At 70.1% G+C, this 22,348-nt stretch carries 21 protein-coding genes and 1 riboswitch; of the genes, 13 read left to right on the plus strand and 8 right to left on the minus strand.

Annotated elements, in window-relative coordinates; all coding sequences use genetic code 11:
- Entirely contained in the window at positions 1–531 is a 531-nt protein-coding gene (locus tag ACIBKX_RS28570) for a carboxymuconolactone decarboxylase family protein (protein ID WP_363275651.1), read from the plus strand.
- An 80-nt stretch (positions 532–611) separates the two neighbouring features.
- Entirely contained in the window at positions 612–1,874 is a 1,263-nt protein-coding gene (locus ACIBKX_RS28575; RefSeq protein ID WP_363275652.1) for an MFS transporter, read from the plus strand.
- A gap of 55 nt (positions 1,875–1,929) precedes the next feature.
- Here the strand turns inward: ACIBKX_RS28575 and ACIBKX_RS28580 are convergent, their stop codons facing one another.
- From ACIBKX_RS28580 to gcvT, 4 genes are all read right to left on the minus strand, one after another.
- Positions 1,930–3,300 carry an L-serine ammonia-lyase gene (locus ACIBKX_RS28580; RefSeq protein WP_399376353.1) on the minus strand — a complete coding sequence of 457 codons (1,371 nt, stop codon included), beginning with the start codon at positions 3,298–3,300 and terminating at the stop codon, positions 1,930–1,932.
- A gap of 200 nt (positions 3,301–3,500) precedes the next feature.
- Entirely contained in the window at positions 3,501–4,763 is a 1,263-nt protein-coding gene (gene glyA / locus ACIBKX_RS28585) for a serine hydroxymethyltransferase (protein WP_363277253.1), read from the minus strand.
- A 30-nt stretch (positions 4,764–4,793) separates the two neighbouring features.
- Positions 4,794–5,171: a glycine cleavage system protein GcvH gene (gene gcvH / locus ACIBKX_RS28590; protein WP_363277254.1), complete on the minus strand. Its 378-nt coding sequence runs from the start codon at positions 5,169–5,171 to the stop codon at positions 4,794–4,796.
- 89 nt (positions 5,172–5,260) lie between these two features.
- Entirely contained in the window at positions 5,261–6,385 is a 1,125-nt protein-coding gene (gene gcvT / locus ACIBKX_RS28595) for a glycine cleavage system aminomethyltransferase GcvT (RefSeq protein ID WP_363277255.1), read from the minus strand.
- A gap of 147 nt (positions 6,386–6,532) precedes the next feature.
- Positions 6,533–6,651, minus strand: a riboswitch (glycine riboswitch).
- A gap of 188 nt (positions 6,652–6,839) precedes the next feature.
- Here gcvT and ACIBKX_RS28600 point away from each other — a divergent pair.
- The 10 genes from ACIBKX_RS28600 (at position 6,840) to ACIBKX_RS28645 (ending at position 17,743) form a co-directional block, all read left to right on the plus strand.
- Positions 6,840–7,511: an AAA family ATPase gene (locus tag ACIBKX_RS28600; RefSeq protein WP_363277256.1), complete on the plus strand. Its 672-nt coding sequence runs from the start codon at positions 6,840–6,842 to the stop codon at positions 7,509–7,511.
- Positions 7,512–7,584: 73 nt separating this feature from the next.
- Positions 7,585–8,388, plus strand: a complete 804-nt coding sequence (locus tag ACIBKX_RS28605) for an enhanced serine sensitivity protein SseB (RefSeq protein WP_363277257.1) — start codon at positions 7,585–7,587, stop codon at positions 8,386–8,388.
- A gap of 208 nt (positions 8,389–8,596) precedes the next feature.
- Positions 8,597–9,370 (plus strand): enhanced serine sensitivity protein SseB C-terminal domain-containing protein, encoded by a 774-nt coding sequence (locus ACIBKX_RS28610; RefSeq protein WP_363277258.1) that lies wholly within the window; start codon positions 8,597–8,599, stop codon positions 9,368–9,370.
- 309 nt (positions 9,371–9,679) lie between these two features.
- The gene (locus tag ACIBKX_RS28615) at positions 9,680–10,684 is read left to right on the plus strand and encodes an ABC transporter permease (protein WP_363277259.1); all 1,005 of its coding nucleotides are present in this window, start codon (positions 9,680–9,682) and stop codon (positions 10,682–10,684) included.
- Positions 10,685–10,787: 103 nt separating this feature from the next.
- Positions 10,788–12,554 (plus strand): ABC transporter substrate-binding protein, encoded by a 1,767-nt coding sequence (locus tag ACIBKX_RS28620; RefSeq protein WP_363277260.1) that lies wholly within the window; start codon positions 10,788–10,790, stop codon positions 12,552–12,554.
- A 118-nt stretch (positions 12,555–12,672) separates the two neighbouring features.
- Entirely contained in the window at positions 12,673–13,674 is a 1,002-nt protein-coding gene (locus tag ACIBKX_RS28625; RefSeq protein ID WP_363277287.1) for an ABC transporter permease, read from the plus strand.
- Positions 13,671–14,768: an ABC transporter ATP-binding protein gene (locus tag ACIBKX_RS28630; RefSeq protein WP_363277261.1), complete on the plus strand. Its 1,098-nt coding sequence runs from the start codon at positions 13,671–13,673 to the stop codon at positions 14,766–14,768. Before ACIBKX_RS28625 ends, ACIBKX_RS28630 begins: the two co-directional genes overlap by 4 nt.
- Positions 14,769–14,791: 23 nt before the next feature.
- A complete protein-coding gene (locus tag ACIBKX_RS28635; RefSeq protein ID WP_363277288.1) occupies positions 14,792–16,009 on the plus strand; it encodes a dipeptide ABC transporter ATP-binding protein in 1,218 nt (405 codons plus the stop codon).
- Positions 16,010–16,105: 96 nt separating this feature from the next.
- Entirely contained in the window at positions 16,106–16,774 is a 669-nt protein-coding gene (locus tag ACIBKX_RS28640; protein WP_363277262.1) for a trimeric intracellular cation channel family protein, read from the plus strand.
- 102 nt (positions 16,775–16,876) lie between these two features.
- Positions 16,877–17,743, plus strand: a complete 867-nt coding sequence (locus tag ACIBKX_RS28645) for a thioesterase family protein (protein ID WP_399376357.1) — start codon at positions 16,877–16,879, stop codon at positions 17,741–17,743.
- A gap of 37 nt (positions 17,744–17,780) precedes the next feature.
- Here ACIBKX_RS28645 and ACIBKX_RS28650 read toward each other — a convergent pair whose 3' ends face one another.
- The 3 genes from ACIBKX_RS28650 to ACIBKX_RS28660 all read right to left on the minus strand — a co-directional run bounded on the left by ACIBKX_RS28650 (position 17,781) and on the right by ACIBKX_RS28660 (position 20,376).
- Entirely contained in the window at positions 17,781–18,806 is a 1,026-nt protein-coding gene (locus tag ACIBKX_RS28650; RefSeq protein WP_363277264.1) for a putative sulfate exporter family transporter, read from the minus strand.
- Positions 18,806–19,378 carry a cysteine dioxygenase family protein gene (locus tag ACIBKX_RS28655; protein ID WP_363277266.1) on the minus strand — a complete coding sequence of 191 codons (573 nt, stop codon included), beginning with the start codon at positions 19,376–19,378 and terminating at the stop codon, positions 18,806–18,808. The genes ACIBKX_RS28650 and ACIBKX_RS28655 overlap by 1 nt, the downstream gene beginning before the upstream one ends.
- 92 nt (positions 19,379–19,470) lie before the next feature.
- Positions 19,471–20,376 (minus strand): LysR substrate-binding domain-containing protein, encoded by a 906-nt coding sequence (locus ACIBKX_RS28660; protein WP_363277267.1) that lies wholly within the window; start codon positions 20,374–20,376, stop codon positions 19,471–19,473.
- A 79-nt stretch (positions 20,377–20,455) separates the two neighbouring features.
- Here ACIBKX_RS28660 and ACIBKX_RS28665 point away from each other — a divergent pair, with 79 nt between their 5' ends.
- Positions 20,456–21,433, plus strand: a complete 978-nt coding sequence (locus ACIBKX_RS28665; protein ID WP_363277268.1) for a YafY family protein — start codon at positions 20,456–20,458, stop codon at positions 21,431–21,433.
- On the opposite strand, the gene ACIBKX_RS28670 is transcribed toward ACIBKX_RS28665, so the two are convergent.
- Positions 21,405–22,340 (minus strand): alpha/beta hydrolase, encoded by a 936-nt coding sequence (locus ACIBKX_RS28670; protein WP_363277269.1) that lies wholly within the window; start codon positions 22,338–22,340, stop codon positions 21,405–21,407. The two genes, ACIBKX_RS28665 and ACIBKX_RS28670, sit on opposite strands and share 29 nt — an antisense overlap.
- Between the last annotated feature and the right edge of the window lie 8 nt (positions 22,341–22,348).

Here is a 22,348-nt window from a genome sequence, read left to right on the forward strand (position 1 = left end):
ATGCCCCGCCTCGACCGACTCACGCCCGACACGGCGGTCGGCGCCTCCCGCGACCTCCTGGCCGAGCTGGTCTCCCGGCACGGCCAGGTCGGGGACATGGTCTCCACGATGGCCCACTCGCCCGCCGTACTGGGCGGCTACCTCCAGCTCAGCCGGGCCATGGGACGGGCCAAGCTCGACCGCCGGATCAGCGAACGGATCTCGATCGCGGTCCAGGCCCTCCAGGGCTGCGGGCTCTGTCTCGACGCGCACGTCACCGCCGCCCGCGCCCTGGGCGTGGACGAGGAAGAGATCGGGCGTGCCCACCGGGGCACCTCGGCCGATCCCGCCGTCGCCGCGATCGTCGCCCTCGCCCTCCAGGTCTACCGCGACCCGACGTCGATCACCGACGAGCAGGTGAGCGCCCTGCGCGAGCACGGCTACAGCGACCGCGCGATCGCCGACGTCGTCGGCGTCGTCGCCCTCAACATCCTCACCGGTGCCTTCAACCTCCTGGCCGGCCTCACGCCGGGGAGCGGCACCGATGCGTAGAGACATCCCCGCCTGCCGCCGCGGGGCACGGCCCGCACCGCGCGACCGCGCCCCGCCGCAGGGACCGGAAGGAACCCGTCATGCGACTGTTCGCCAACCGCGACTACCGCCACCTCTTCAGCGCCCAGGTCATCGCCCTCTTCGGCACCGGCCTGACGACCGTGGCCCTCGGACTGCTCGCCTACGACCTCGCGGGACCGGACGCCGGCACCGTCCTCGGCACCGCGCTGACCGTCAAGATGGTCATGTACGTGGTCATCGCACCCCTCGCCGCCGCGTACGTCGACCGATTCCCCAGAAGAACCCTGCTGGCCCTCCTCGACGCGGTGCGTGCCGGTGTGGTCCTCGCCCTGCCGCTCGTCACCGAGGTCTGGCACATCTACCTGCTGATCGGCCTGCTCCAGGCGGCGTCCGCGGCGTTCACGCCGACGTTCCAGGCCGTCATCCCCGACATCGTCACCGACAAGTCCGCCTACACCCGGGCGCTGTCCGCCTCGCAGGTCGCCTACACCATGGAGAGCCTGCTCAGCCCCGTCCTGGCGGCCATCGCCCTGACGTTCATGAGCTTCGACCGGCTCTTCCTCGGCACCTCGGCCGGATTCCTCGTCTCCGCGCTGCTCGTCCTGTCGACCCGCGTCCCCGACGCCCGGCCCAGCGACCGCACCGGGGCGTGGGAGAAGGTGGCCGGCGGCATCAGGACCTTCCTCGTGACACCGCGGCTGCGCGGCATCATGGCGCTCAACCTCGTGGTCGCGGCGGCGGGTTCGATCGTCGTCGTCAACACCGTCAACTACGTCCGTGACGAACTCGGCGGCGCCCAGTCGGACGTGGCGCTGATGCTCGCGGCCTCCGGCGGCGGAACCCTCCTCGCCGCCCTCGTGCTGCCCCGCGTACTGGACCGGATCGCCGCCCGCACCGTCATGGTGACCGGCGCCGGAGTCCTGGTCGGCGGCACGGTCGCCGCGGTGACGCTCGTCGCCGCCGGACTGACCAGCTGGGCCGGCACGGCGGTCGTCTGGACCGTGATCGGCGTCGGCATGGCGCTGATCGTCACACCGACCGGCAACGTGCTGCGGGCCTCCGTCGCACCGCAGGCGATTCCGGCGGCCTTCGCGGCCCAGTTCTCCCTGTCGCACCTGGCCTGGCTGATCACCTACCCGATCGCGGGCTGGCTCGGCACGAACGCGGGCTACCCGCTCACCTGGTCGGTCCTCGCGGTCCTCGCCACGGCGGGTGCCGTCGGCGCCCTGCGGCTGTGGCCGCGCCACGAGGGACGGCGGCCCGCGATGCCGGTCGAGTCCGCGCCCCGGCCGGACAGGTCCACCCTCTCCAAGGCCGCCTGAGCGGCCGCAGCGGGACACGAGTGCCGAGGGGCCAGGCCCCTCGGCACTCGTACGCTCAGCACTCGATGATGTTCACCGCGAGGCCGCCTCGGGCGGTCTCCTTGTACTTCACGCTCATGTCGGCGCCGGTCTCCTTCATGGTCTTGATGACCTTGTCGAGGGACACCTTGTGGGAGCCGTCGCCGCGCATCGCCATCTTCGCGGCGGTGACGGCCTTCACGGCCGCCATGCCGTTGCGCTCGATGCACGGGATCTGGACCAGGCCCCCGACCGGGTCGCAGGTCAGGCCCAGGTTGTGCTCCATGCCGATCTCCGCGGCGTTCTCCACCTGCTCCGGCGAGCCGCCCAGGACCTCGGCCAGCGCGCCCGCGGCCATCGAGCAGGCCGAGCCGACCTCGCCCTGACAGCCGACCTCGGCACCCGAGATCGAGGCGTTCTCCTTGAAGAGCATGCCGATCGCTCCGGCGGCGAGCAGGAAGCGGACCACGCCCTCCTCGTCCGCGCCGGGCACGAAGTTCATGTAGTAGTGCAGGACCGCCGGGATGATGCCCGCCGCGCCGTTCGTCGGGGCGGTCACCACCCGGCCGCCCGCCGCGTTCTCCTCGTTCACCGCCATCGCGTACAGCGTGATCCACTCCATGGCCAGGGCCTGGGGGTCGCCCTCGGAGCGCAGCTTGCGGGCCGAGTTGGCGGCGCGGCGGCGGACCTTGAGGCCGCCGGGCAGGATGCCCTCGCGGGACATGCCGCGCGACACGCAGGCCTGCATGACGCCCCAGATGTCGAGCAGACCGGCGCGGATCTCGTCCTCGGTGCGCCAGGCCTTCTCGTTCTCCAGCATCAGCGCGGAGATCGACAGGCCCGTCTCGCGCGTCAGCCGCAGCAGCTCGTCACCCGTGCGGAAGGGGTGCTTGAGCGCGGTGTCGTCCAGCGTGATCGGGTTCTCGCCGGCCACCGCGTCCTCGTCGACGACGAAGCCGCCGCCCACCGAGTAGTACGTCTTCTCCAACAGCAGCGCGCCTTCACGGTCGTACGCGAAGATCGTCATGCCGTTGGCGTGGTACGGCAGGGCCTTGCGCCGGTGCAGGACCAGATCCGCGTCGAAATCGAAGTCGATCTCGTGCATGCCCAGCAGGTTGATCCGGCCGGACGACTTGATCTCCTCGACCCGGTCGTCCGCCTTCTCCACGTCCACCGAACGCGGCGACTCGCCCTCCAGGCCCAGCAGCACCGCCTTGGGGGTGCCGTGGCCGTGGCCGGTCGCGCCCAGCGAACCGAACAGCTCGGACCGTATCGAGGTGGTGTGGGCCATCAGGCCCTCGTTCTTGAGGCGGCTCGCGAAGATCCGGGCGGCGCGCATCGGGCCCACCGTGTGGGAGCTTGACGGGCCGATGCCGATCGAGAACAGGTCGAAGACCGAGAGGGCCACGGGAACTCCAAGGGTGGTTGGTAGACGCCGTTGTCTGCCGGGGTGACGCAGAAGAACAAGGCGGTGCAGGAACTACAGGAGGTACGGAAAAGCGCGGGTACGCGGTGCGGGGCACCGAACACACTGTCCTCACTGTCCAGTGTGCGCGGTGCCCCGACGTTTCGTACGTACGAACAAAAGCGTACGCAACGGGTGCGAAACTACTTCAGGCCGGGGTACAGCGGGTGCTTGTCGGCCAGAGCGGTCACGCGGTCCTTGAGGGCCTGCGCGTCGAAGCCCGGCTTCAGGGCCTCGGCGATGATGTCGGCGACCTCGCGGAAGTCCTCCGTCTGGAAGCCGCGGGTGGCGAGCGCCGGCGTGCCGATCCGCAGGCCCGAGGTGACCATCGGGGGGCGCGGGTCGTTCGGGATCGCGTTGCGGTTGACCGTGATGCCGACCTCGTGGAGGCGGTCCTCGGCCTGCTGCCCGTCCAGCTCGCTGTTGCGCAGGTCGACCAGGACCAGGTGTACGTCCGTGCCGCCCGACAGGACGTCCACGCCGACGGCCTTCGCGTCGTCCTGCACCAGGCGCTCGGCCAGGATGCGGGCGCCGTCCAGGGTGCGCTGCTGGCGCTCCTTGAACTCCTCGGAGGCCGCGACCTTGAAGGAGACGGCCTTGGCCGCGATCACGTGCTCCAGGGGGCCGCCCTGGAAGCCGGGGAAGACGGCCGAGTTCAGCTTCTTGGCGAATTCCTTGCTGCGGGCCAGGATGACGCCGCCGCGCGGGCCGCCGAGGGTCTTGTGCGTCGTGGAGGTGACCACGTCCGCGAACGGCACCGGGTTGGGGTGCAGGCCCGCGGCGACGAGACCGGCGAAGTGCGCCATGTCGACCCACAGGTACGCGCCGACCTCGTCGGCGATCCGGCGGAACTCGGCGAAGTCCAGCTGGCGCGGGTAGGCGGACCAGCCCGCGATGATCACCTTCGGGCGGTTCTCCTTGGCCAGGCGCTCCACCTCGGCCATGTCGACCAGACCGGCCTCGTCCACGTGGTACGCGACCACGTTGAACTGCTTGCCGGAGAAGTTCAGGCGCATGCCGTGGGTGAGGTGCCCGCCGTGCGCCAGGTCCAGGCCGAGGATCGTGTCGCCGGGCTGGGCGATCGCGAAGAGCGCGGCCTGGTTGGCGGAGGCGCCGGAGTGGGGCTGGACGTTGGCGTACTCGGCGCCGAACAGCTCCTTGATCCGGTCGATCGCGATCTGCTCGGTGACGTCGACGTGCTCACAGCCGCCGTAGTAGCGGCGGCCGGGGTAGCCCTCGGCGTACTTGTTGGTGAGGACCGTGCCCTGGGCCTCCATGACGGCGACCGGAGCGAAGTTCTCCGAGGCGATCATTTCCAGGGTGGACTGCTGGCGGTGGAGCTCGGCGTCGACGGCGGCGGCGACGTCCGGGTCCAGCTCGTGGAGAGGGGTGTTCAGAAGCGACATCAGGTGGTCCCTAGGGGTCTTTAGGAGGCTTCAGCTGCCGGAAAACTCGGTGTACTCGTCGGCGGAGAGCAGGTCCTTCGGCTCCTCCGCGACACGCACCTTGAACAGCCAGCCGCCCTCGAAGGGCGCGGAGTTGACCAGCGACGGGTCGTCCACGACGTCCTGGTTCGACTCGACGACCTCACCGGTCACCGGCGAGTACAGGTCGCTGACGGACTTCGTCGACTCGAGCTCGCCGCAGGTCTCGCCCGCGGTGACGTCGTCGCCGACGGCCGGAAGCTGGGCGAAGACGACGTCACCGAGCGCGTTGGCCGCGTGCTCGGTGATGCCGACCGTCGCCACACCGTCCTCGGTGGCCGAGAGCCACTCGTGCTCCTTGCTGTAACGAAGCTGCTGGGGGTTGCTCATGACCTGAATTCTCCTGTACGCGGATGGGTGCTGCGGAACGAGAAAGATGTGCGTGGGGTCACTTCCGGACTACCACGGGCGCGGAAGCGTCACTTCTGGCGCTTGTAGAACGGCAGCGCCACGACCTCGTACGGCTCGTGGGTACCGCGGATGTCCACGCCGACACCCTCGGTGCCGGGGGCCGCGTGCGCGGCGTCGACGTACGCGATGGCGATCGGCTTGCCGAGGGTCGGGGACGGGGCGCCCGAAGTGACCTCGCCGATGACCTTGCCGTCGGCGACCACGGAGAAGCCCGCGCGCGGGACGCGGCGGCCCGAGGCGATCAGGCCGACCAGCTTGCGCGGGGGAGCGGTCTCGGCGCGCTCGGCGGCGGCCGCGAGCGCCTCGCGCCCCACGAAGTTCTCCGACATCGAGGTCTTCTCGAACTTCACGACCCGGCCGAGCCCCGCGTCGAACGGCGTCAGCTCGGCGGTCAGCTCGTGCCCGTACAGCGGCATGCCCGCCTCCAGGCGCAGCGTGTCACGGCAGGAGAGGCCCGCGGGCACCATGCCGACCGGGGTACCGGCCTCCATGAGCGCGCCCCACAGCTTCTCGGCGTCGGCGGGGGAGACGAACAGCTCGAAGCCGTCCTCGCCGGTGTAGCCGGTGCGGGCGATCAGCGCGGGCACGCCCGCGACCGTGCCGGGCAGGCCCGCGTAGTACTTCAGTCCGTCGAGGTCGGCGTCCGTGAGGGACTTCAGGATGCCGGGGGACTCGGGGCCCTGGACGGCGAGCAGCGCGTAGGCGTCGCGGTCGTCACGGACCTCGGCGTCGAACTCCTCGACGCGGTTGCTCAGCTCGTTCAGGACGTTCTGGGCGTTGGAGGCGTTGGCGACGACCATGTACTCGGTCTCGCCGAGGCGGTAGACGATCAGGTCGTCCAGGATGCCGCCGTCCGCGTCGACGATCATGGTGTAGCGGGCCCGGCCGACGCCGACCGAGCCGATGTTGCCGACGAGCGAGAAGTTCAGGAAGTCCACGGCCTCGGGTCCGGTGACCGTGATCTCGCCCATGTGCGAGAGATCGAAGAGGCCGGCCTTGGTGCGTACGGCGACGTGCTCTTCGCGCTCGCTGCCGTACCGCAGCGGCATGTCCCAGCCCGCGAAGTCGGTCATGGTCGCGCCGAGAGCCCGATGCACGGCATCGAGAGCGGTCAGACGGGGGGCGGTACTCATAGGTAGAACTCCCAGGGCATGACGGGCGAGGTAGATCCTCCCCATCTGTCATCGGAACCTGAGAGGTTCACCACGACCCGTACGTATGGGGGGTCATGACTTGCACCTTGGGTGGAGCCGCCGGGGCGGCCCGCTTTTCAGATGTGCCTCGCCCGCGCGGTACGGGGCCTGAGAGATTCAAGGGAGGGACTTGCTCCTTCGGCGCCCCGACGTGCCGTACGCAGCAGTCGTACGACGGTGACCGGGGACTCTCCCGCGCGGATTCAAACGGCCTGTATGGAGTTGGCGCGCACATCATTGCACGCGCCCCCGTAACAGGGCAGTGCCGGATCGCTCCGGATCGCGTCACAGGAACGTGCCGGTCCAGTAATGCCCTTGTGCCGCATTACCTTCTCTTTACACTTGCCGGGGAAGCTGCGGGAAGCAGGTAGGGACCGCTATGGGGAGGCCGATCATGGTGCGCAGGACCAGTGTCTACGCGACCAGCACGGGGGTGGCCCTGCCCAAACAGGCGGCCGCCCCCACCAGGGAGAGCTGCGGCCCCGTGCCCACGGCCGTGGTCAGGGACCTGAGGCAGCGGATGGGGCACAGCCCGCACCGCCTCACCTTCGGCGCGGGCGACCTGATCGTCGTCTCCGGGCTGCCCGGAAGCGGAAAGTCCACCTTGATGCGGAGAGCCGTCGCGGGCCCGCGGATCGACTCCCAGGACACCCGCGACCACTGGGCCCGCCGGATGCCCCGCCGCCTGCCGTACGCGGTGTACCGCCCGCTGGTCCGCCTCGCGCACTACGCCGGACTGCGCCGCGCCCTGCGCTCCGGCGAGGGAGTCGTCGTGCACGACTGCGGGACGCAGGCCTGGGTGCGCCGCTGGCTGGCCAGGGAAGCGGCCCGGCGGGGCACGACCCTGCATCTGCTGCTGCTCGACGTGCCGCCGCAGACGGCCATAGAGGGCCAGCTCGCGCGCGGCCGGGGCGTGTCCCGGTACGCCTTCGCGCGCCACCGCAGGACGGTCGCCCGGCTGGTCGGCGCCGCCGAGAAGGGTGATCTGCCGCACGGCGTCGGCTCGGCGCTGCTGCTGGACCGGACAGCGGCCGGGGTGCTGCGGGGGATCGGCTTCGGGGACTGAGCCGCGTGTCGCGTTCAGTGCGCCGCGTTAAGGTCGAGCCGCAGAGTGAGCGGGACGAGCAGGGGTAAGACAGATGGACATTCCGGCGCAGGCGCACGCCCATCCCCACGCGGGCTGGCCGGGCAACGAACTAGAAGAGGTGCTCGCGGCGTCCCTCGGCGCGGGCGGCACCGCCCCGGCCTCGGCGGGTGCCCGGATCGTCGAGGTGCTCGGCCGCAGCCACGTCTGGGTGCCGCTGCCGGGCGGCGGCGACCGGACCAGCGGCACGCTCGACCTGCCCACGCTGGAGATCGCCGGCCAGGCGTACGTCCCCGTCTTCAGCTCCGAGCAGCAGTTCCAGCAGGTCACCGGCGGCCGGATGAGCTGCACCGTGGCCCCCGCCGTGGAGTTCGCCCGCGGCCTTCCGCCGCAGCTCGGCATCGCGGTCAACCCGGACGGCACGGTGGGTGTGCCGCTGCCGCCGCCGGCCGTCGCCGAGCTCTGCCGGGCAGGGCGCACCGAGCTGGACGGCCCCACCACCGGCGGCCGGGTCCGGCTCTTCGAGCCGGACTGGCAGGAGGACCCGGTGGACTTCCTGTCCGCCGCCGCCCGTGAGTTCGAGGCCACCGGGGTCGTGCTGAGCGCGCGCCGCTGCCTGGCCAGCGTCGAGGGCGAGGAGCCGTCCCTGTTCGTCGGCGTCGAACTGTCCTCCTGGGAGGGCGACGCGCGCGACCTGCCGATGGAGGCCGTGGGCCGGGCGCTCGGCCAGGCCCCGGTGGCCTGGCCGGTGAACCTGGTGCTGCTCGACGTGGCCCAGGACCCGGTGGGCGACTGGATGCGCGCGCGGGTGCGCCCCTTCTTCGGACAGAGCCACGGGCCCGAGCACGCGCACGGGTAGCGACATGCGCACCGACATGGGCGAGAGGGCCGTACGTCAAGTCGGTGTGAGGATCGCCGCTTAAGCTGGTTTCATGACCCGGGCGGGGCGCGGCCCTGCCGGTCGGCCCGGGTGCACTGTGTCTGTCGGGTCCAGCGGGTTCAGCGGGTTCAGGTTCCGGGCCCACCGGGTCATCGGTCGTCGGGTCATCGCGAAGGGGCGGTTAAGGGTGAGTGCGTCGGGCACGGCTGCGGCCGGGCAGGTCGAGCACATGCTGCGCCAGGTGACGCCGGGGCGTTACGACGCCTACGAGGCGCTCCTGCGGGCGCTCGCCGCCGACCAGGTGTGGATGCTGCTCTGGCACGGCCAGGCCGGATCCCCCGACGCCCAGTACGGGAACATGGAGGTCGAGGGCCTCGGCTACGCGCCCTGTGTGACCTCCGCCCAGGAGCTGTCCGCCAGTGGCTGGAACCGCTCGTACGAAGTGGTCGGCGGAGTCGACGTCGCCCGCACCCTCTACCCCGACCACTACGGCCTCTGGCTGAACCCGCACGCGCCCGGCGGCGGCGTCGGCATCCCCTGGCTCGACCTGCGCCGCATCGCGTCGGGCCTGGACCTGCTGCCCGCGGGCCCGCTCCGGCTCTCCGAACCGGCCATCGAGATCCCCCAGTTCTACGCCCTGCTCACGCAGAACGCGCACCGCACCCCCGCGGTCCGCGCGCTGCGCCGCGCCTGGGTGCAGCCCGCGCTCGGCGCCCCGTATCTGGCCATCGGCCTCGATGTGTACGACACGTCGCCGCCGTCCGTCGACGCCGTGCGCGCGATGATGCAGCAGTCGATCGCCGCCGTCCCCGACGGGCTGCCCGTCTCGACGGTCGCGATGTCCGACGCGTACGACCCGGTGGCGATGTGGCTGCGCGCCAACGCCCGGCCGTTCTACGACCGCGAGGCCCAGGCGGCCCCGGCGCCCGCGGGCGGATACGGGTACCCCGCGCAGTACTGAGACGCGCCGCACCTGGCCCGACGGGCATGATGTCCGTTGTGGTGCAGGTGGGGCCCTATGGGCTGCCGTGGCACCTTGCGACACAACTGCCCCGTGTTCGCCCCTCGTTCACCCGAGTCCGGATAACGGAACACTCCGATCAGCATCACGGTTGCGCATCCTTTCCCCGACAAGGCTGGTAACAGATCGCGACCCCGATGAAGACTCCCGCACCAGGGGCGGTTCGCCCCTGTGTACGACGGACTGATCACGTCGCTACAGCGGCAAGTGCGGGCCGGTCACCACCGGTTGAGAGGGGTCCCTGCCACAATGACGGCACCATTGCATGACACACCTGCGGACGCGGACCCGACCGAGGACGTCGCCCCCGCAGCTGGTGCAGGGGTGAAGAAGGTCGAGGGGCGGTCCCTCAAGCAGATCGCGTGGAACCGCCTGAAGCGGGACAGGGTCGCCCTGGCCGGCGGCATCACCGTGCTCGTCCTGGTCCTGGTCGCCGTCTTCGCGCCCCTGATCGTCTCCCTGCTGGGCCACCCGCCCAACGAGTTCCACCAGGACGAGCTGGAAGACCTCACGAACCTGCCCAAGGGCGCGTTCGGCGGCATGAGTTGGGACTTCCTCTTCGGGGTCGAGCCCAACAAGGGCCGCGACGTCTTCAGCCGGATCGTCTACGGCGCGCGGATCTCCCTCCTCGTGGCGTTCCTCGCCGCCGTGGTCGCCACGGTGCTCGGCACCTTCTTCGGCATCATCGCCGGATACTTCGGCGGCTGGGTCGACGCGCTGATCAGCCGGGTCATGGACGTGCTGCTCTCCTTCCCGCAGCTGCTCTTCGTGATCTCCCTCGTCTCGGTGCTCCCGGACGACCTGCTCGGGCTCACCGGCAGCGGCGTACGCATCGCCGTACTGATCCTGGTGATCGGCTTCTTCGGCTGGCCCTATGTCGGGCGCATCGTCCGCGGCCAGACCCTCAGCTTGCGCGAACGCGAGTACGTGGAGGCGGCCCGCAGCCTCGGCGGCGGTCAACGGCACATCCTCTTCCGTGAGTTGCTGCCGAACCTGGTCGCTCCGATCACCGTGTACGCCACGCTCATGATCCCCACCAACATCCTCACCGAAGCGGCGCTCAGCTTCCTCGGCGCAGGTGTCAGGCCGCCGACGGCATCCTGGGGCGGCATGCTCCGCGACGCCCTGGCGACCTACGAGCACGACCCGATGTTCATGGTCTTCCCGGGCCTGGCGATCTTTGTGACCGTGCTTGCCTTCAACCTCTTCGGCGACGGGCTGCGCGACGCCCTCGACCCCAAGGGAACTCGGTAAAAAGCTCCAACTGGCTTGCCCCTGCCGCAGCGTCAGGTGGCTCTTCCCATGGTTCTTCAGGCAGTCAGACGCCAAGGACCGCGAATCTCGGAGGATGCGAGAAATGCCCACAGGTTCCTCTAAACGACGACTCACCGCCGGTGCGGCCCTCGTCGTAGCGGCGCTGGTGACCACCACGGCGTGCGGCGGCGGCAGCGACGACGAAGACAGCAAGGGCGCCGGCTACGACGCGGCCATCGGCAAGGTCGCCAACAAGTCGACGAAGAAGGGCGGCACGCTCAAGTTCGTCGCCAAGCAGGACCTCGACTCGGCGGACCCGCAGCGCGCGTACTACGGCATGACGTGGGACTTCATGCGGTACTACACCCGCACACTGATCACGTACGACACCAAGCCGGGCGCCGCGTCCAACAAGCTCGTCCCCGACCTCGCCGAGTCCACGGCGAAGATCAGCGACGACGGCAAGACCTACACGTATAAGCTGCGTGATGGCCTGACCTGGGAAGACGGCTCCAAGCTGACCTCCAAGGACATCAAGTACGGCATCGAGCGCATCTGGGCGACCAAGGTCATCACCGGTGGTCCCGCGTACCTGAAGACGACGCTCGACCCCAAGGGCGAGTACAAGGGTCCCTACGAGGACAAGTCGAAGGACAAGCTGGGCCTGAAGGCGATCGAGACGCCCGACGACCAGACCATCATCTTCAAGCTGCCCAAGAAGAACGGTGACTTCGAGCAGATGCTCGCGATGCCGTCGGGCACCCCGGTGAAGCAGTCCGAGGACACCGGCGCCAAGTACACCCAGCGCCCGTTCTCCTCCGGTCCGTACAAGTTCCAGAACTACAGCGCCGGCAAGAGCATCACGCTGGTCCGCAACACGAACTGGAAGAAGTCCTCGGACCCGGTCCGTCCCGCGCTGCCGGACAAGATCACGGTCACCATCTCGGCGAACCTCGAAGAGAACGACAAGCGCCTCATGGAAGGCGACTACGACATCGACATGAATGGCACCGGCATGACCCAGTCGGGTCGTACCACCGCCATTCAGGATCACAAGGACAACGTCGACAACATGCAGACGGACTTCGTCCGTTACGTCGCCCTTGTGACCAAGACGAAGCCGTTCGACAACGAGAACTGCCGCAAGGCCGTCTTCTACGCCACGGACTTCGCGAGCCTGCAGAAGACGCGTGGCGGCCCGGTCGCCGCCGGTGAGATCGCCACCAGCGTCTTCCCGAAGTCCATCAAGGGCAACGACGACTACGACCCGTACGGGATCCTGAAGCGCAAGGGCAAGCCCGACGTCGCCAAGGCCAAGGACGAGCTCAAGAAGTGCGGCAAGCCCAGCGGCTTCTCGACCAAGATCTCGGCCCGTAACAACCAGCCGGGTGAGGTGGACGCCGCCACGGCGCTCCAGGAGTCGCTGAAGAAGGTCGGCATCACCGCCGAGGTCGACCAGATCGACGGCGCCGACTCCTCCAGCATCACCGGCTCCCCCTCGGTCGTGAAGAAGCGCGGCATCGGCATGACGATGGCGGGCTGGGGTCCGGACTTCCCGACCGGCCAGGGCTACGCGCAGCCGCTGTTCGACAGCCGCTTCATCGCGGAGAACGGCAACTACAACGAGTCGCAGATCGAAGAGCCGAAGATCGACAAGTACTTCGACGACGCGATCGCCGAGGTCGACCCGAACAAGGCCGGTGAGATCTACACCGACCTCGCTCACGAGATCGTCGACAAGGCCTACTGGATGCCCTTCATCTACGAGAAGAACATCTCCTGGCGCGGTTCGCGGGCGACCAACGTCTACTCCTCCGCCGCCTACAGCGGCCGCTACGACTACGTCTCGCTCGGTGTGAACGAGAAGTAGTCCCTGCCGCAAGGCCGTCCCACCGCCGAATCCCGCCAGTCCGAAGGGCAGGTGATGGCCCCGGGCGGTGACCGGGACCCCTCACAAGGGGGTCCCGGTCACCGCCGGGCCGCGCACAGTGCTTGCTTATCTCATCCGGCGCCTGATCGCCGTAATCATCATGGTGCTGGTCGTACTGCTCGCGACCTTCACCGTCTTCTTCATGCTGCCCAAGTGGGCGGGACAGGACATCGCCGTCCTCTTCGCCGGCAAGTCGTCCGGTGCCGAGCAGCTCGCGGGCATCCGGATCAAGCTGGGCCTCGACGACCCGCTCCTGGTCCAGTTCTGGGACTTCATCAAGGGCATCCCGATGGGGCGTGACTACGCCAACGGGAACGACGTCACCCACTGTCCCGCGCCCTGCTTCGGATACTCCTTCCGTACCGAGGCGCCCGTCTGGGAGACCCTCAAGGACGCCCTGCCCGTCACCGCCGCGCTCGCCGCCGGTGCCTGTGTGCTGTGGCTGATCGCCGGTGTCGCCACCGGTGTGCTCTCCGCGCTCAAGCGGGGCACGGTCTGGGACCGTTCCGCGATGATCACCGCCCTCGGCGGCGTCTCGCTGCCGGTCTTCTTCACCGGCATGATCGCGATGGGCGTCTTCGTCCACTCGCTCGGCTGGGTGAAGATCGAGGACACCCTCACCACGGAAGACCCGATCAACATCTGGATCGAGACGCTGATCCTTCCCTGGATCGTGCTCGCGTTCCTCAACGCCGCCATGTACGCGCGCCTTACCCGCGCCACCATGCTGGAAGTGCTCGGCGAGGACTACATCCGCACCGCGCGCGCCAAGGGCCTCGGCGAGGCCGTCGTCATCAGGCGGCACGCGCTGCGCTCCGCCATGACGCCGATCCTCACCGTCTTCGGCCTCGACCTCGGTGTGCTGATGGGCGGCGCCGTCCTCACCGAGTCCACGTTCAACCTGCCGGGTCTCGGCCTGGAGGCGGTCAAGGCGATCAGCAACAAGGACCTGCCGGTGATCCTCGGCGTCACCTTGTGCGCATCGCTCGCGATCGCCCTCGCCAACCTCGTCGTGGACCTTCTGTACGCCGTCATCGACCCGCGAGTGAGGCTGGGATGACCGAACTGCACAAGACCGGAGCGGCGGTCGGAGAACCCGTCCCCGACTCGGTCGCCCCCACCGCCTTCCTCGAGGTACGCGACCTCAAGGTGCACTTCCCGACCGACGACGGCCTGGTCAAGTCCGTCGACGGGCTCAGCTTCCAGCTGGAGAAGGGCAAGACCCTCGGTATCGTCGGCGAGTCGGGATCCGGCAAGTCGGTCACCTCGCTCGGCATCCTCGGCCTGCACACCGCGGGCCAGTACGGCCGCCGCAAGGCGCAGCTGTCCGGCGAGATCTGGCTCAACGGCACCGAGCTGCTCTCCGCGCCCGCCGACCAGGTGCGCAAGCTGCGCGGCCGCGACATGGCGATGATCTTCCAGGACCCGCTCTCCGCGCTGCACCCGTACTACTCCATCGGCAAGCAGATCACCGAGGCGTACCGGGTCCACCACGACGTCGACAAGAAGACCGCCCGCAAGCGGGCGATCGAGATGCTCGACCGGGTGGGCATCCCCCAGCCGGACAAGCGCGTCGACTCCTACCCGCACGAGTTCTCCGGCGGCATGCGCCAGCGCGCGATGATCGCGATGGCCCTGGTGAACAACCCCGAGCTGCTCATCGCGGACGAGCCGACGACCGCCCTCGACGTCACCGTCCAGGCGCAGATCCTCGACCTCATCCGCGATCTGCAGAAGGAGTTCGGCTCCGCGGTCATCATGATCACGCACGACCTGGGCGTGGTCGCCGAGATGGCGGACGAACTGCTCGTGATGTACGGCGGCCGCTGCGTCGAGCGCGGCACCGCCCAGGAGGTCTTCTACGAGCCCCAGCACCCCTACACCTGGGGTCTGCTGGGATCGATGCCGCGCATCGACCGCGAGCAGACCGACCGCCTCGTGCCGGTCAAGGGCTCCCCGCCCAGCCTGATCAACCTGCCGGACGGCTGCGCCTTCAACCCGCGCTGCCCGTACGCCGACGTCCCCAAGGACCAGATCACCCGCCGCGAGCGCCCCGAACTGCGCGAGGTCTCCGCGGGGCACTTCACCGCCTGCCACATGTCGCAGGAGGAGCGCAGCCGCATCTGGACCGAAGAGATTGCGCCGAAGCTGTGAACGATGACGTGAAGGGCCAGGAGATGACGATCCCGGCGCAGGCGACGAGCTCACCCGAGCCGCTGCTCAAGGTCGACGGCCTGGTGAAGCACTTCCCGATCAAGAAGGGGCTGCTGCAGCGCCAGGTGGCGGCGGTGCAGGCCGTCGACGGCCTCAGCTTCGACGTACGCCCCGGAGAGACGCTCGGCGTCGTGGGCGAGTCGGGCTGCGGCAAGTCGACGATGGGCCGGCTGATCACCCGGCTGCTCGAACCGACCGCGGGGCGCGTGGAGTTCGAGGGTACGGACATCACCCACCTGGGCACGGGCAAGATGCGGCCGCTGCGCCGCGACGTCCAGATGATCTTCCAGGACCCGTACTCGTCGCTGAACCCGCGGCACACCATCGGCACGATCGTCGGTGCGCCGTTCAAGCTGCAGGGCGTCAAGCCCGAGGGCGGCCTGAAGAAGACCGTGCAGGAGATGCTGGAGCGGGTGGGGCTCAGCCCCGAGCACTACAACCGCTACCCGCACGAGTTCTCCGGCGGCCAGCGCCAGCGCATCGGCATCGCGCGTGCGCTCGCCCTGCAGCCGAAGCTGGTCGTGGCCGACGAGCCCGTCTCCGCCCTGGACGTCTCCATCCAGGCGCAGGTGGTCAACCTCCTGGACGACCTCCAGGACGAGCTCGGTCTCACGTACGTGATCATCGCGCACGACCTCTCGGTCATCCGGCACGTCTCGGACCGGATCGCGGTGATGTACCTCGGCAAGATCGTGGAGCTGGCGGACCGCAACGACCTCTACACCAAGCCGATGCACCCGTACACCAAGGCGCTGCTCTCCGCGGTGCCGGTGCCGGACCCCAAACGGCGCGGTGCCAAGAGCGAGCGCATCCTGCTCCGCGGTGACGTCCCCTCGCCGATCGACCCGCCCAAGGGCTGCCGCTTCCACACGCGGTGCTGGAAGGCGACGGAGCTCTGCGCGAACACGGAGCCGCCGCTGCTGACCCTGGAGACGGGCCACCAGGTGGCGTGCCACCACCCGGAGAACGCGGACGACCAGGCGCCGGAGGACACCAAGCTGCTGCAGGTCGCCAAGGAGGCGATCGACGTGGTGACGGTGGGCGGCGGGGATGTGGCGCCGGCGGAGCCTGCTGAGCCTGCCGAGGCCGAGGACGCGGCGGAGCCCGCGGAGGCTGCTGAGCCGGAGAAGGCCGCTGTGCCGGAGCCCGAGGTCAAGAAGGCGGCCGAGCCCAAGGAGTAGGGCGGCAACAGGGGCACATCACGACATGCCGGACGGCAGGACACGGGCCCGTGTCCTGCCGTCCGGCATCTCCGGCCCGGCAGGTAAGAATGTCGCGTGATCCAGGATCTGTTCAGCCCCTCCGTGCAGCACGCGCTCGACATCGTCGGCATCTTCGTCTTCGCGATCTCCGGCGCCCTGCTCGCCGTACGCAAGAACTTCGACGTCTTCGGCATCGCCGTGCTCGCCGAGGTCACCGCCCTGGGCGGCGGGCTCATCCGTGACCTGGTCATCGGGGCGGTGCCGCCCGCCGCCTTCACCGACCTCGGCTACTTCATCACGCCCTTGTTCGCCGCGGCCCTGGTCTTCTTCCTGCACCCCGAGGTGGAGCGCACCCAGGTCGCGGTGAACGTCTTCGACGCGGCGGGCCTCGGCCTGTTCTGCGTCACCGGCACGACCAAGGCGTACGACTACGGCCTCGGCCTCACCGCGTCGGCGGCGCTGGGCCTGGCGACGGCGGTGGGCGGCGGTGTGCTGCGCGACATCATCGCCAACGAGGTGCCGTCGCTGGTGCGCTGGGACCGGGACCTGTACGCGGTGCCGGCCATCGTCGGCTCCGCGATGGTCGCGATCTGCATCAACTACGACATGGTCAACGGCTTCACCAGTGGCCTCGCCGTCGTCACGGCGTTCGTCCTGCGGCTCCTCGCGATGCGCTACCACTGGCGTGCGCCGCGGGCGTGGCACCGGCGGTCGACGGCGGTGGAGGTGGAGGACGCCGGGTAGCGGAGCTTGCGGCGGGCCGGCGGGCAGGCGGGCCGGCGGGCCGGCGGGCGGTCATCGGGCGGGCCGTCCGGGGCACAGAAAAAGCTACCGCTCAGTAATTTCATGTTGTACGTTGCTGACATGGCAGAGGCAACAGCATCGATAGGTGACAGCGAGTTCGACCGTGACACCGCGGTCACCCGGCGGGAGCCCGGCGTCTACGACATAGAGCTCTCCGCCGGGTGGACGATCATCAGTGCCGTCAACGGCGGCTATCTCCTCGCCGTGCTGGGCCGCGCGCTCGCCGACGCGTTGCCGCACGCCGATCCGTTCACGATCTCCGCGCACTATCTGACGGCGTCGCATCCCGGGCCGGCCGTGATCCGCACGGACACGGTGCGGACGGGGCGGACCCTGTCGACCGGGCAGGCTTCCCTCTTCCAGTACGACGACGAGGGGCGGGAGGTCGAGCGGATCCGGGTGCTCGCCTCCTACGGAGATCTGGCGCAGCTTCCGGACGACGTCCGTACGTCGGCGAAGCCGCCCGCGATTCCGCCGCTCGAGCAGTGCTTCGGGCCGCAGGATGCGCCGGATCACCGGCCGGTGCCGGGCAGCTCGGCGATCGGCGACCGGCTCTTCCTGAAGCTGGACCCGGCGACCTTGGGGTGGGCCCTGGGCGAGCCGTCCGGCAAGGGGGAGATGCGGGCCTGGTTCGGCCTGGCGGACGGCCGCGACGCGGATCCGCTGTCGCTGCTCCTGGCAGTGGACGCGCTGCCGCCGACGGCGTTCGAGCTGGGGCTCTCGGGGTGGGTGCCGACGGTGGAACTGACGGTCCACGTCCGGGCCCGCCCGGCGCCGGGCCCCCTCCGCGTCTCGATCACGACGCGCAACCTGGCGGGCGGCTTCCTGGAGGAGGACGCGGAAATCTGGGACTCCGCGGACCGCCTGGTGGCCCAGTCCCGCCAACTGGCACGGGTCCGCTTGAGCTGAGGGTGAGGGGCGGGGGCTCCTCCGGGGGCTCCTTCCCCTAGCCGACCCACAGCACCCCCACGTAGGAAACCCCCGCCACCACCACCCACGCGCACAACCCCAGCGCCGCCACCCTCCCGCCCGTCCGGGTCAGCGACGGCAGGTCCACCGCCGAGCCGAGGCCGAACAGGGCCGCTGCCAGGAGGAGTTCCTGGATGTGGGACGCCCCGTCCAGGAGTGGAGTCGGGGCCCAGCCCGTGCTGCGTAGCGCCACCATCGCCAGGAATCCCACGACGAACAGAGGGATCAGCGGAGGTCGCCTGCGGGTGGTGGCTTCGCCCGTTCCCCGCGCCCGCAGCGCCAGCGCCACCCCCGCCACCAGCGGAGCCAGCAGCGCCACCCGCATCAGCTTCACCAGGACGGCGTCCTCCAGTGCCCCAGGCCCGGCCGTCTGCGCCGTGGCCACGACCTGGCCCACATCATGGACGCTCGCCCCCACCCAGCGCCCGAACTCCGCTTCGCCGAGCCCCAACACCCCCTGGAGCAGCGGAAGTACGGCTATCGCCAGCGTTCCGCACAGCGTCACGAGAGCGACCGAGACCGCCGCGTCCCGCTCCTCGCTCTCGCTCGCCTCGCTCACCGCGCCGATCGCCGACGCCCCGCAGATCGAGTACCCCGTGGCGATCAGCAGCGGCTGGTCCCCGGGCAGTCCCATCCGGCGCCCCAGCCACCACGTACCGAAGAACGTCGCCGTCACCACCCCGAGCACCATCGCGACCGTCGCCCAGCCGAGGCCCAGCACATCGTCCAGGCTCAGCTTCAGGCCGAGCAGCACGATGCCGACCCGCATCAGCCGCTTCCCCGCGAGCGAGAGCCCCGCCTTGCCCCGGCCCCGTACGACACCGCGCACACCCGGCAGATGCGCCGCCGCCAGACCCAACACCACCGCGGCCGTCAGCATCGGCACGGCCGGCAGCAGGGCATGCGTCGCCCATGCCGTCGTGACACCGGCGGCGGCCAGGGCGAGCCCAGGGAGCGGGTGCGGGGCGAGCGCCCCGCGCTGACGCTGACCGAGCAGCGCCATCAACGGTCGGCCGGCAGCTCGTACACCCGGCGCACGCTGGTGCCCAGGCGGGAGATGTCGGCGCCGTACACATGGAGGGATATCGCGAGGTCCGGGCCGGCGTTCCAGACCCGGTGGATGTCGCCGGGCGGCGCGAACCCGCAGACCGTGCCCCGCTCGTTCACCAGGTCCTCCGTGGCGACGAGCCGCGCCGATCCGCCGGAGTCCGCGGCCGGGACGAGCCGGTAGCGCCGCTCGTGCTCCGCGCCTTCGTGTACGCCGGTCACACACCAGGAGACGTGGTCGTGGACGGCCGTCCGCTGCCCCGGCAGCCAGACAAGTCCGACCACGGAGAAGCTGCCGTCGTGCTCGGCGTGCAGCAGATGCTGCCGGTAGTGCTCGGGATCGCCCTCGCGCTGCGCGGCGGTCAGCAGATCCGGCGCGGTGAGATGCGGCGCGAGCCGCTCGCCGACCAGATATGCCGTGAGGTCGGGCGGCAGCCCGCGGCCGACGGCCTCGCGGATCCCCGCGACGAGTTCGTCGAGGCGCTCGGTCGTGCGGGCGGCCCGGTACGCGGTGGTGGGGGTACTCATGCAGGCAGCGTCCCGCCGCCCATCCATCACGTCCAACGACAGTCTCTATGCCGTACCCCAACTGCCGCTTATGAATGGGTGGGTGCGCGGACTCAGCAGCCCTCCTTGTTGGCCGCCACCGACTTCAACTCCTCCAGCACCAGCGCCGTCGCCGGAATCCGCAAGTGCTCCCGCAGCGCGTACGCCGCCACCTGCCGCCGCGACGCCGGATCCAGCGCCCGCCCCGTCACGGCCCGGTGCCGCATGAAGTTGAGGACGAGGCCCGGCATCATCGCGATCCCCAGCCCCTCGGCGACCAGGCTCTGGATGACGAGATTGTCGTCCGTGGTGAACGCGATGTCCGGCGCGAAGCCCTGCTCGGCGCACTCGTGCAGGAAGTTGGCGCGACAGCGCAGACAGCCCGCGATCCAGCGCTCGGCGGCGAGGTCGACGAGTCTGACCGAGCGGCGCCGTGCCAGCGGGTGCCGGGACGGCAGGAGGACCGTCAACTGGTCCTCCATGAGCGGGATTTCCACCACCTCGTCCGGTACGTCCTCGTGCAGTCCGGGATAGTGGAAGGCCAGCGTGATGTCGCAGTCGCCGTCTACGAGCCGCTGCAGGGACTCCGGCGGCTCGTTCTCCTGGAGCTCGACGCGTATCCCGGGATGGTTCGCCGCGAGCCGCGCCAGCGCCTCGGGGATGAGGGTCGCGGTCGCGCTGGGGAAGGCACAGACGCGTACGCGGCCGGAGCGCAGGCCCGTGATGGCGTTCATCTGCTGCTCGGCGGCGCTGATGTTGCCGAGGATGACCCCCGCGTGCCGGGACAGCGCCTCACCCGCCTCGGTCAGCAGCATGCGCCGGCCCACCCGTGTGAACAGGACCGTGCCGACGGACCGTTCGAGTGCCTTCATCTGCTGGGTGATCGCCGGCTGGGTGTAGCCGAGCGACCGGGCCGCCGCCGAGTACGAGCCGGTGCGGACCACCTCGTGGAACGACCTGAGATGCCGGGAATCGAACACGCTTGAATCATAAGCAGGATTTGGGGAGCACCGACTCTGTCATCCTTGGCGACGTGACATCTGAGCCGGCCATCACGACGTGAAATCCGACCGCCTCCTCTCGATCCTGCTGCTGCTCCAGACCCGCGGCCGGATCCCCGCGCATGAACTGGCCGACCGCCTCGAAGTCTCCGTACGCACGATCTACCGCGACATCGAGGCGCTCTCCACCTCCGGCGTCCCCGTGTACGCCGAGCGCGGCCGGCACGGCGGCATCGAGCTGCTCCCCGGCTTCCGCACGGATGTCACGGGGCTGACCGAGGACGAGTCGCGGGCCCTGTTCATCCTGGCGGCGCAAGGGGCGCACGCCGCGCTCGGGCTCGACGACGCGCTCGGCTCCGCGCTGCGCAAGGTGATGGCCGCGCTGCCCGAACCACACCGTCCTGCCGCCGAGTTGACCAGCCGCCGCATCCTCGTCGACTCGGCGCGGTGGATGCCGGGGGTCGCCGGCTCCGGACCGGTCCCGGTCGATCTCGACGTACTGCAGGACGCCGTCTTCTCGGACCGGCGGCTGCGCCTGAGCTACCGGCACAGCGGCGACGCGGCGCCGAGCACGTACACGGTGGATCCCTACGGGCTCGTGTCGAAGGCGGGCGTCTGGTACCTGGTCGCCGACCGGCGCGGCGCCCCGCGGCTCTTCCGCGCCGACCGCGTCCAGCGGGCCACCCTCCTGGACACGGCCGTGCGGCGCAGGCCGGGCGTCGAACTCACCGACATCTGGGGCGTGTTGAAGCGTCAGGTCGAGGACAGGCCGGTCGCCGTCGACGTGACGGCGCGGGTGCTGCGCTCCCGCTTCCCGCAATTCCTGCGGCTCAAGGCCCAGTTCCTCAGCGCGCCTCCCGAGGACGACGGGGAGAGCGAGTGGATCACCGTGCGCCTCGGGTTCGGTGTCGTCGGTGACGCCCGTACGCTGCTGCCGTTCGGCGCCGAGGTGGAGGTGCTCTCGCCGCCCGAGGTGCGCGCCGAACTCGCGGGCGCCGCCGCCTCGGTCAGCGCGATGTACGCAGGAAACGGCTGAGCTCGGCGGTGAGCTGGGCGGGCGCGTCCTCCTGTACGAGATGTCCGGCGCCCTCGATCAGCCGCAGCTCGGCACCGGGGATCAGCTTGGCGAGGTCATGGCCGCGCTCCACCGGGATCCAGGTGTCGTCCGTGCCCCAGCAGATGAGGACGGGCAGCGCCAACTCCCCGTACCGGCCCTGGATCTCGTCGGTGAACCGCTGGTCGTTCTGCTCGATCTGCCGGTAGAACGCGGGCCTGCCCGCCTCCGTGGTCCAGGGTTCGACGAGCCGGTCGAGCACCGCCGGGTGCAGTCCGCGGTGGCTCGCCGAACCGACGTACTCGCGGACCAGTGCCTCGTGCAGCGCGGGCGGCAGCTGGGCGAAGACATCGGCGTGCGCGCCGAGCAGCCGGTAGGCGGGGGAGCCCCAGGGGGCGAGCGCGACCGGGTCGACGACGGCGAGGCGTTCGTAGCGGGCACCGTGCAGCAGATGTGCGCGCAGGGCGACGCAGCCGCCGAAGTCATGGGCCACGACGGCCGGTTGGTCCAGGCCCCAGTGCGCGAGCAGCTCGGTCAGGACGCGGCCCTGCGCGGCGAGCGACACGTCCTGTCCTTCGTGCATCTCCGAGGAGCCGTAGCCGGGCAGGTCCCAGGCGTACACGCGGTGCTCGTGGGAGAGCGCGCGGGCGACACCGCGCCAGACGTAGGACGAGAAGGGGGTGCCGTGGACGAGGACGACCGGTGGGGCGTCCTCGGGGCCGACGGCGGTCCAGCGGACCGTTCCGGTCGGTCCCGCGAAGGTGCGGTCGAGCGTCCAGTCGCGGTCGAGCGTCCGGTCACGGCCGTTCGCGTCGTGGTTGCTCGCGTCGTGGTCGTTCGCGTCGTGGTCGTTCGCTTCGTGGTCGTTCGCCTCGCGGTCGCTCGTCATGGCCGCAA

Origin of the sequence: Streptomyces sp. NPDC050658, assembly GCF_044457025.1 — a bacterium.
Taxonomy (GTDB): Bacteria; Actinomycetota; Actinomycetes; order Streptomycetales; family Streptomycetaceae; genus Streptomyces.

Coding starts and splice junctions, on each gene's coding strand:
- gcvH (WP_363277254.1), bottom strand. CDS start 5,171: ATGAGCAACCCCCAGCAGCTTCGTTACAGCAAGGAGCACGAGTGGCTC.
- ACIBKX_RS28655 (WP_363277266.1), bottom strand. CDS start 19,378: ATGAGTACCCCCACCACCGCGTACCGGGCCGCCCGCACGACCGAGCGC.
- ACIBKX_RS28630 (WP_363277261.1), top strand. CDS start 13,671: ATGACCGAACTGCACAAGACCGGAGCGGCGGTCGGAGAACCCGTCCCC.
- glyA (WP_363277253.1), bottom strand. CDS start 4,763: ATGTCGCTTCTGAACACCCCTCTCCACGAGCTGGACCCGGACGTCGCC.
- ACIBKX_RS28645 (WP_399376357.1), top strand. CDS start 16,877: ATGTTGTACGTTGCTGACATGGCAGAGGCAACAGCATCGATAGGTGAC.
- ACIBKX_RS28615 (WP_363277259.1), top strand. CDS start 9,680: ATGACGGCACCATTGCATGACACACCTGCGGACGCGGACCCGACCGAG.
- ACIBKX_RS28600 (WP_363277256.1), top strand. CDS start 6,840: ATGGTGCGCAGGACCAGTGTCTACGCGACCAGCACGGGGGTGGCCCTG.
- gcvT (WP_363277255.1), bottom strand. CDS start 6,385: ATGAGTACCGCCCCCCGTCTGACCGCTCTCGATGCCGTGCATCGGGCT.
- ACIBKX_RS28635 (WP_363277288.1), top strand. CDS start 14,792: ATGACGATCCCGGCGCAGGCGACGAGCTCACCCGAGCCGCTGCTCAAG.
- ACIBKX_RS28575 (WP_363275652.1), top strand. CDS start 612: ATGCGACTGTTCGCCAACCGCGACTACCGCCACCTCTTCAGCGCCCAG.
- ACIBKX_RS28670 (WP_363277269.1), bottom strand. CDS start 22,340: ATGACGAGCGACCGCGAGGCGAACGACCACGAAGCGAACGACCACGAC.
- ACIBKX_RS28650 (WP_363277264.1), bottom strand. CDS start 18,806: ATGGCGCTGCTCGGTCAGCGTCAGCGCGGGGCGCTCGCCCCGCACCCG.
- ACIBKX_RS28620 (WP_363277260.1), top strand. CDS start 10,788: ATGCCCACAGGTTCCTCTAAACGACGACTCACCGCCGGTGCGGCCCTC.
- ACIBKX_RS28570 (WP_363275651.1), top strand. CDS start 1: ATGCCCCGCCTCGACCGACTCACGCCCGACACGGCGGTCGGCGCCTCC.
- ACIBKX_RS28605 (WP_363277257.1), top strand. CDS start 7,585: ATGGACATTCCGGCGCAGGCGCACGCCCATCCCCACGCGGGCTGGCCG.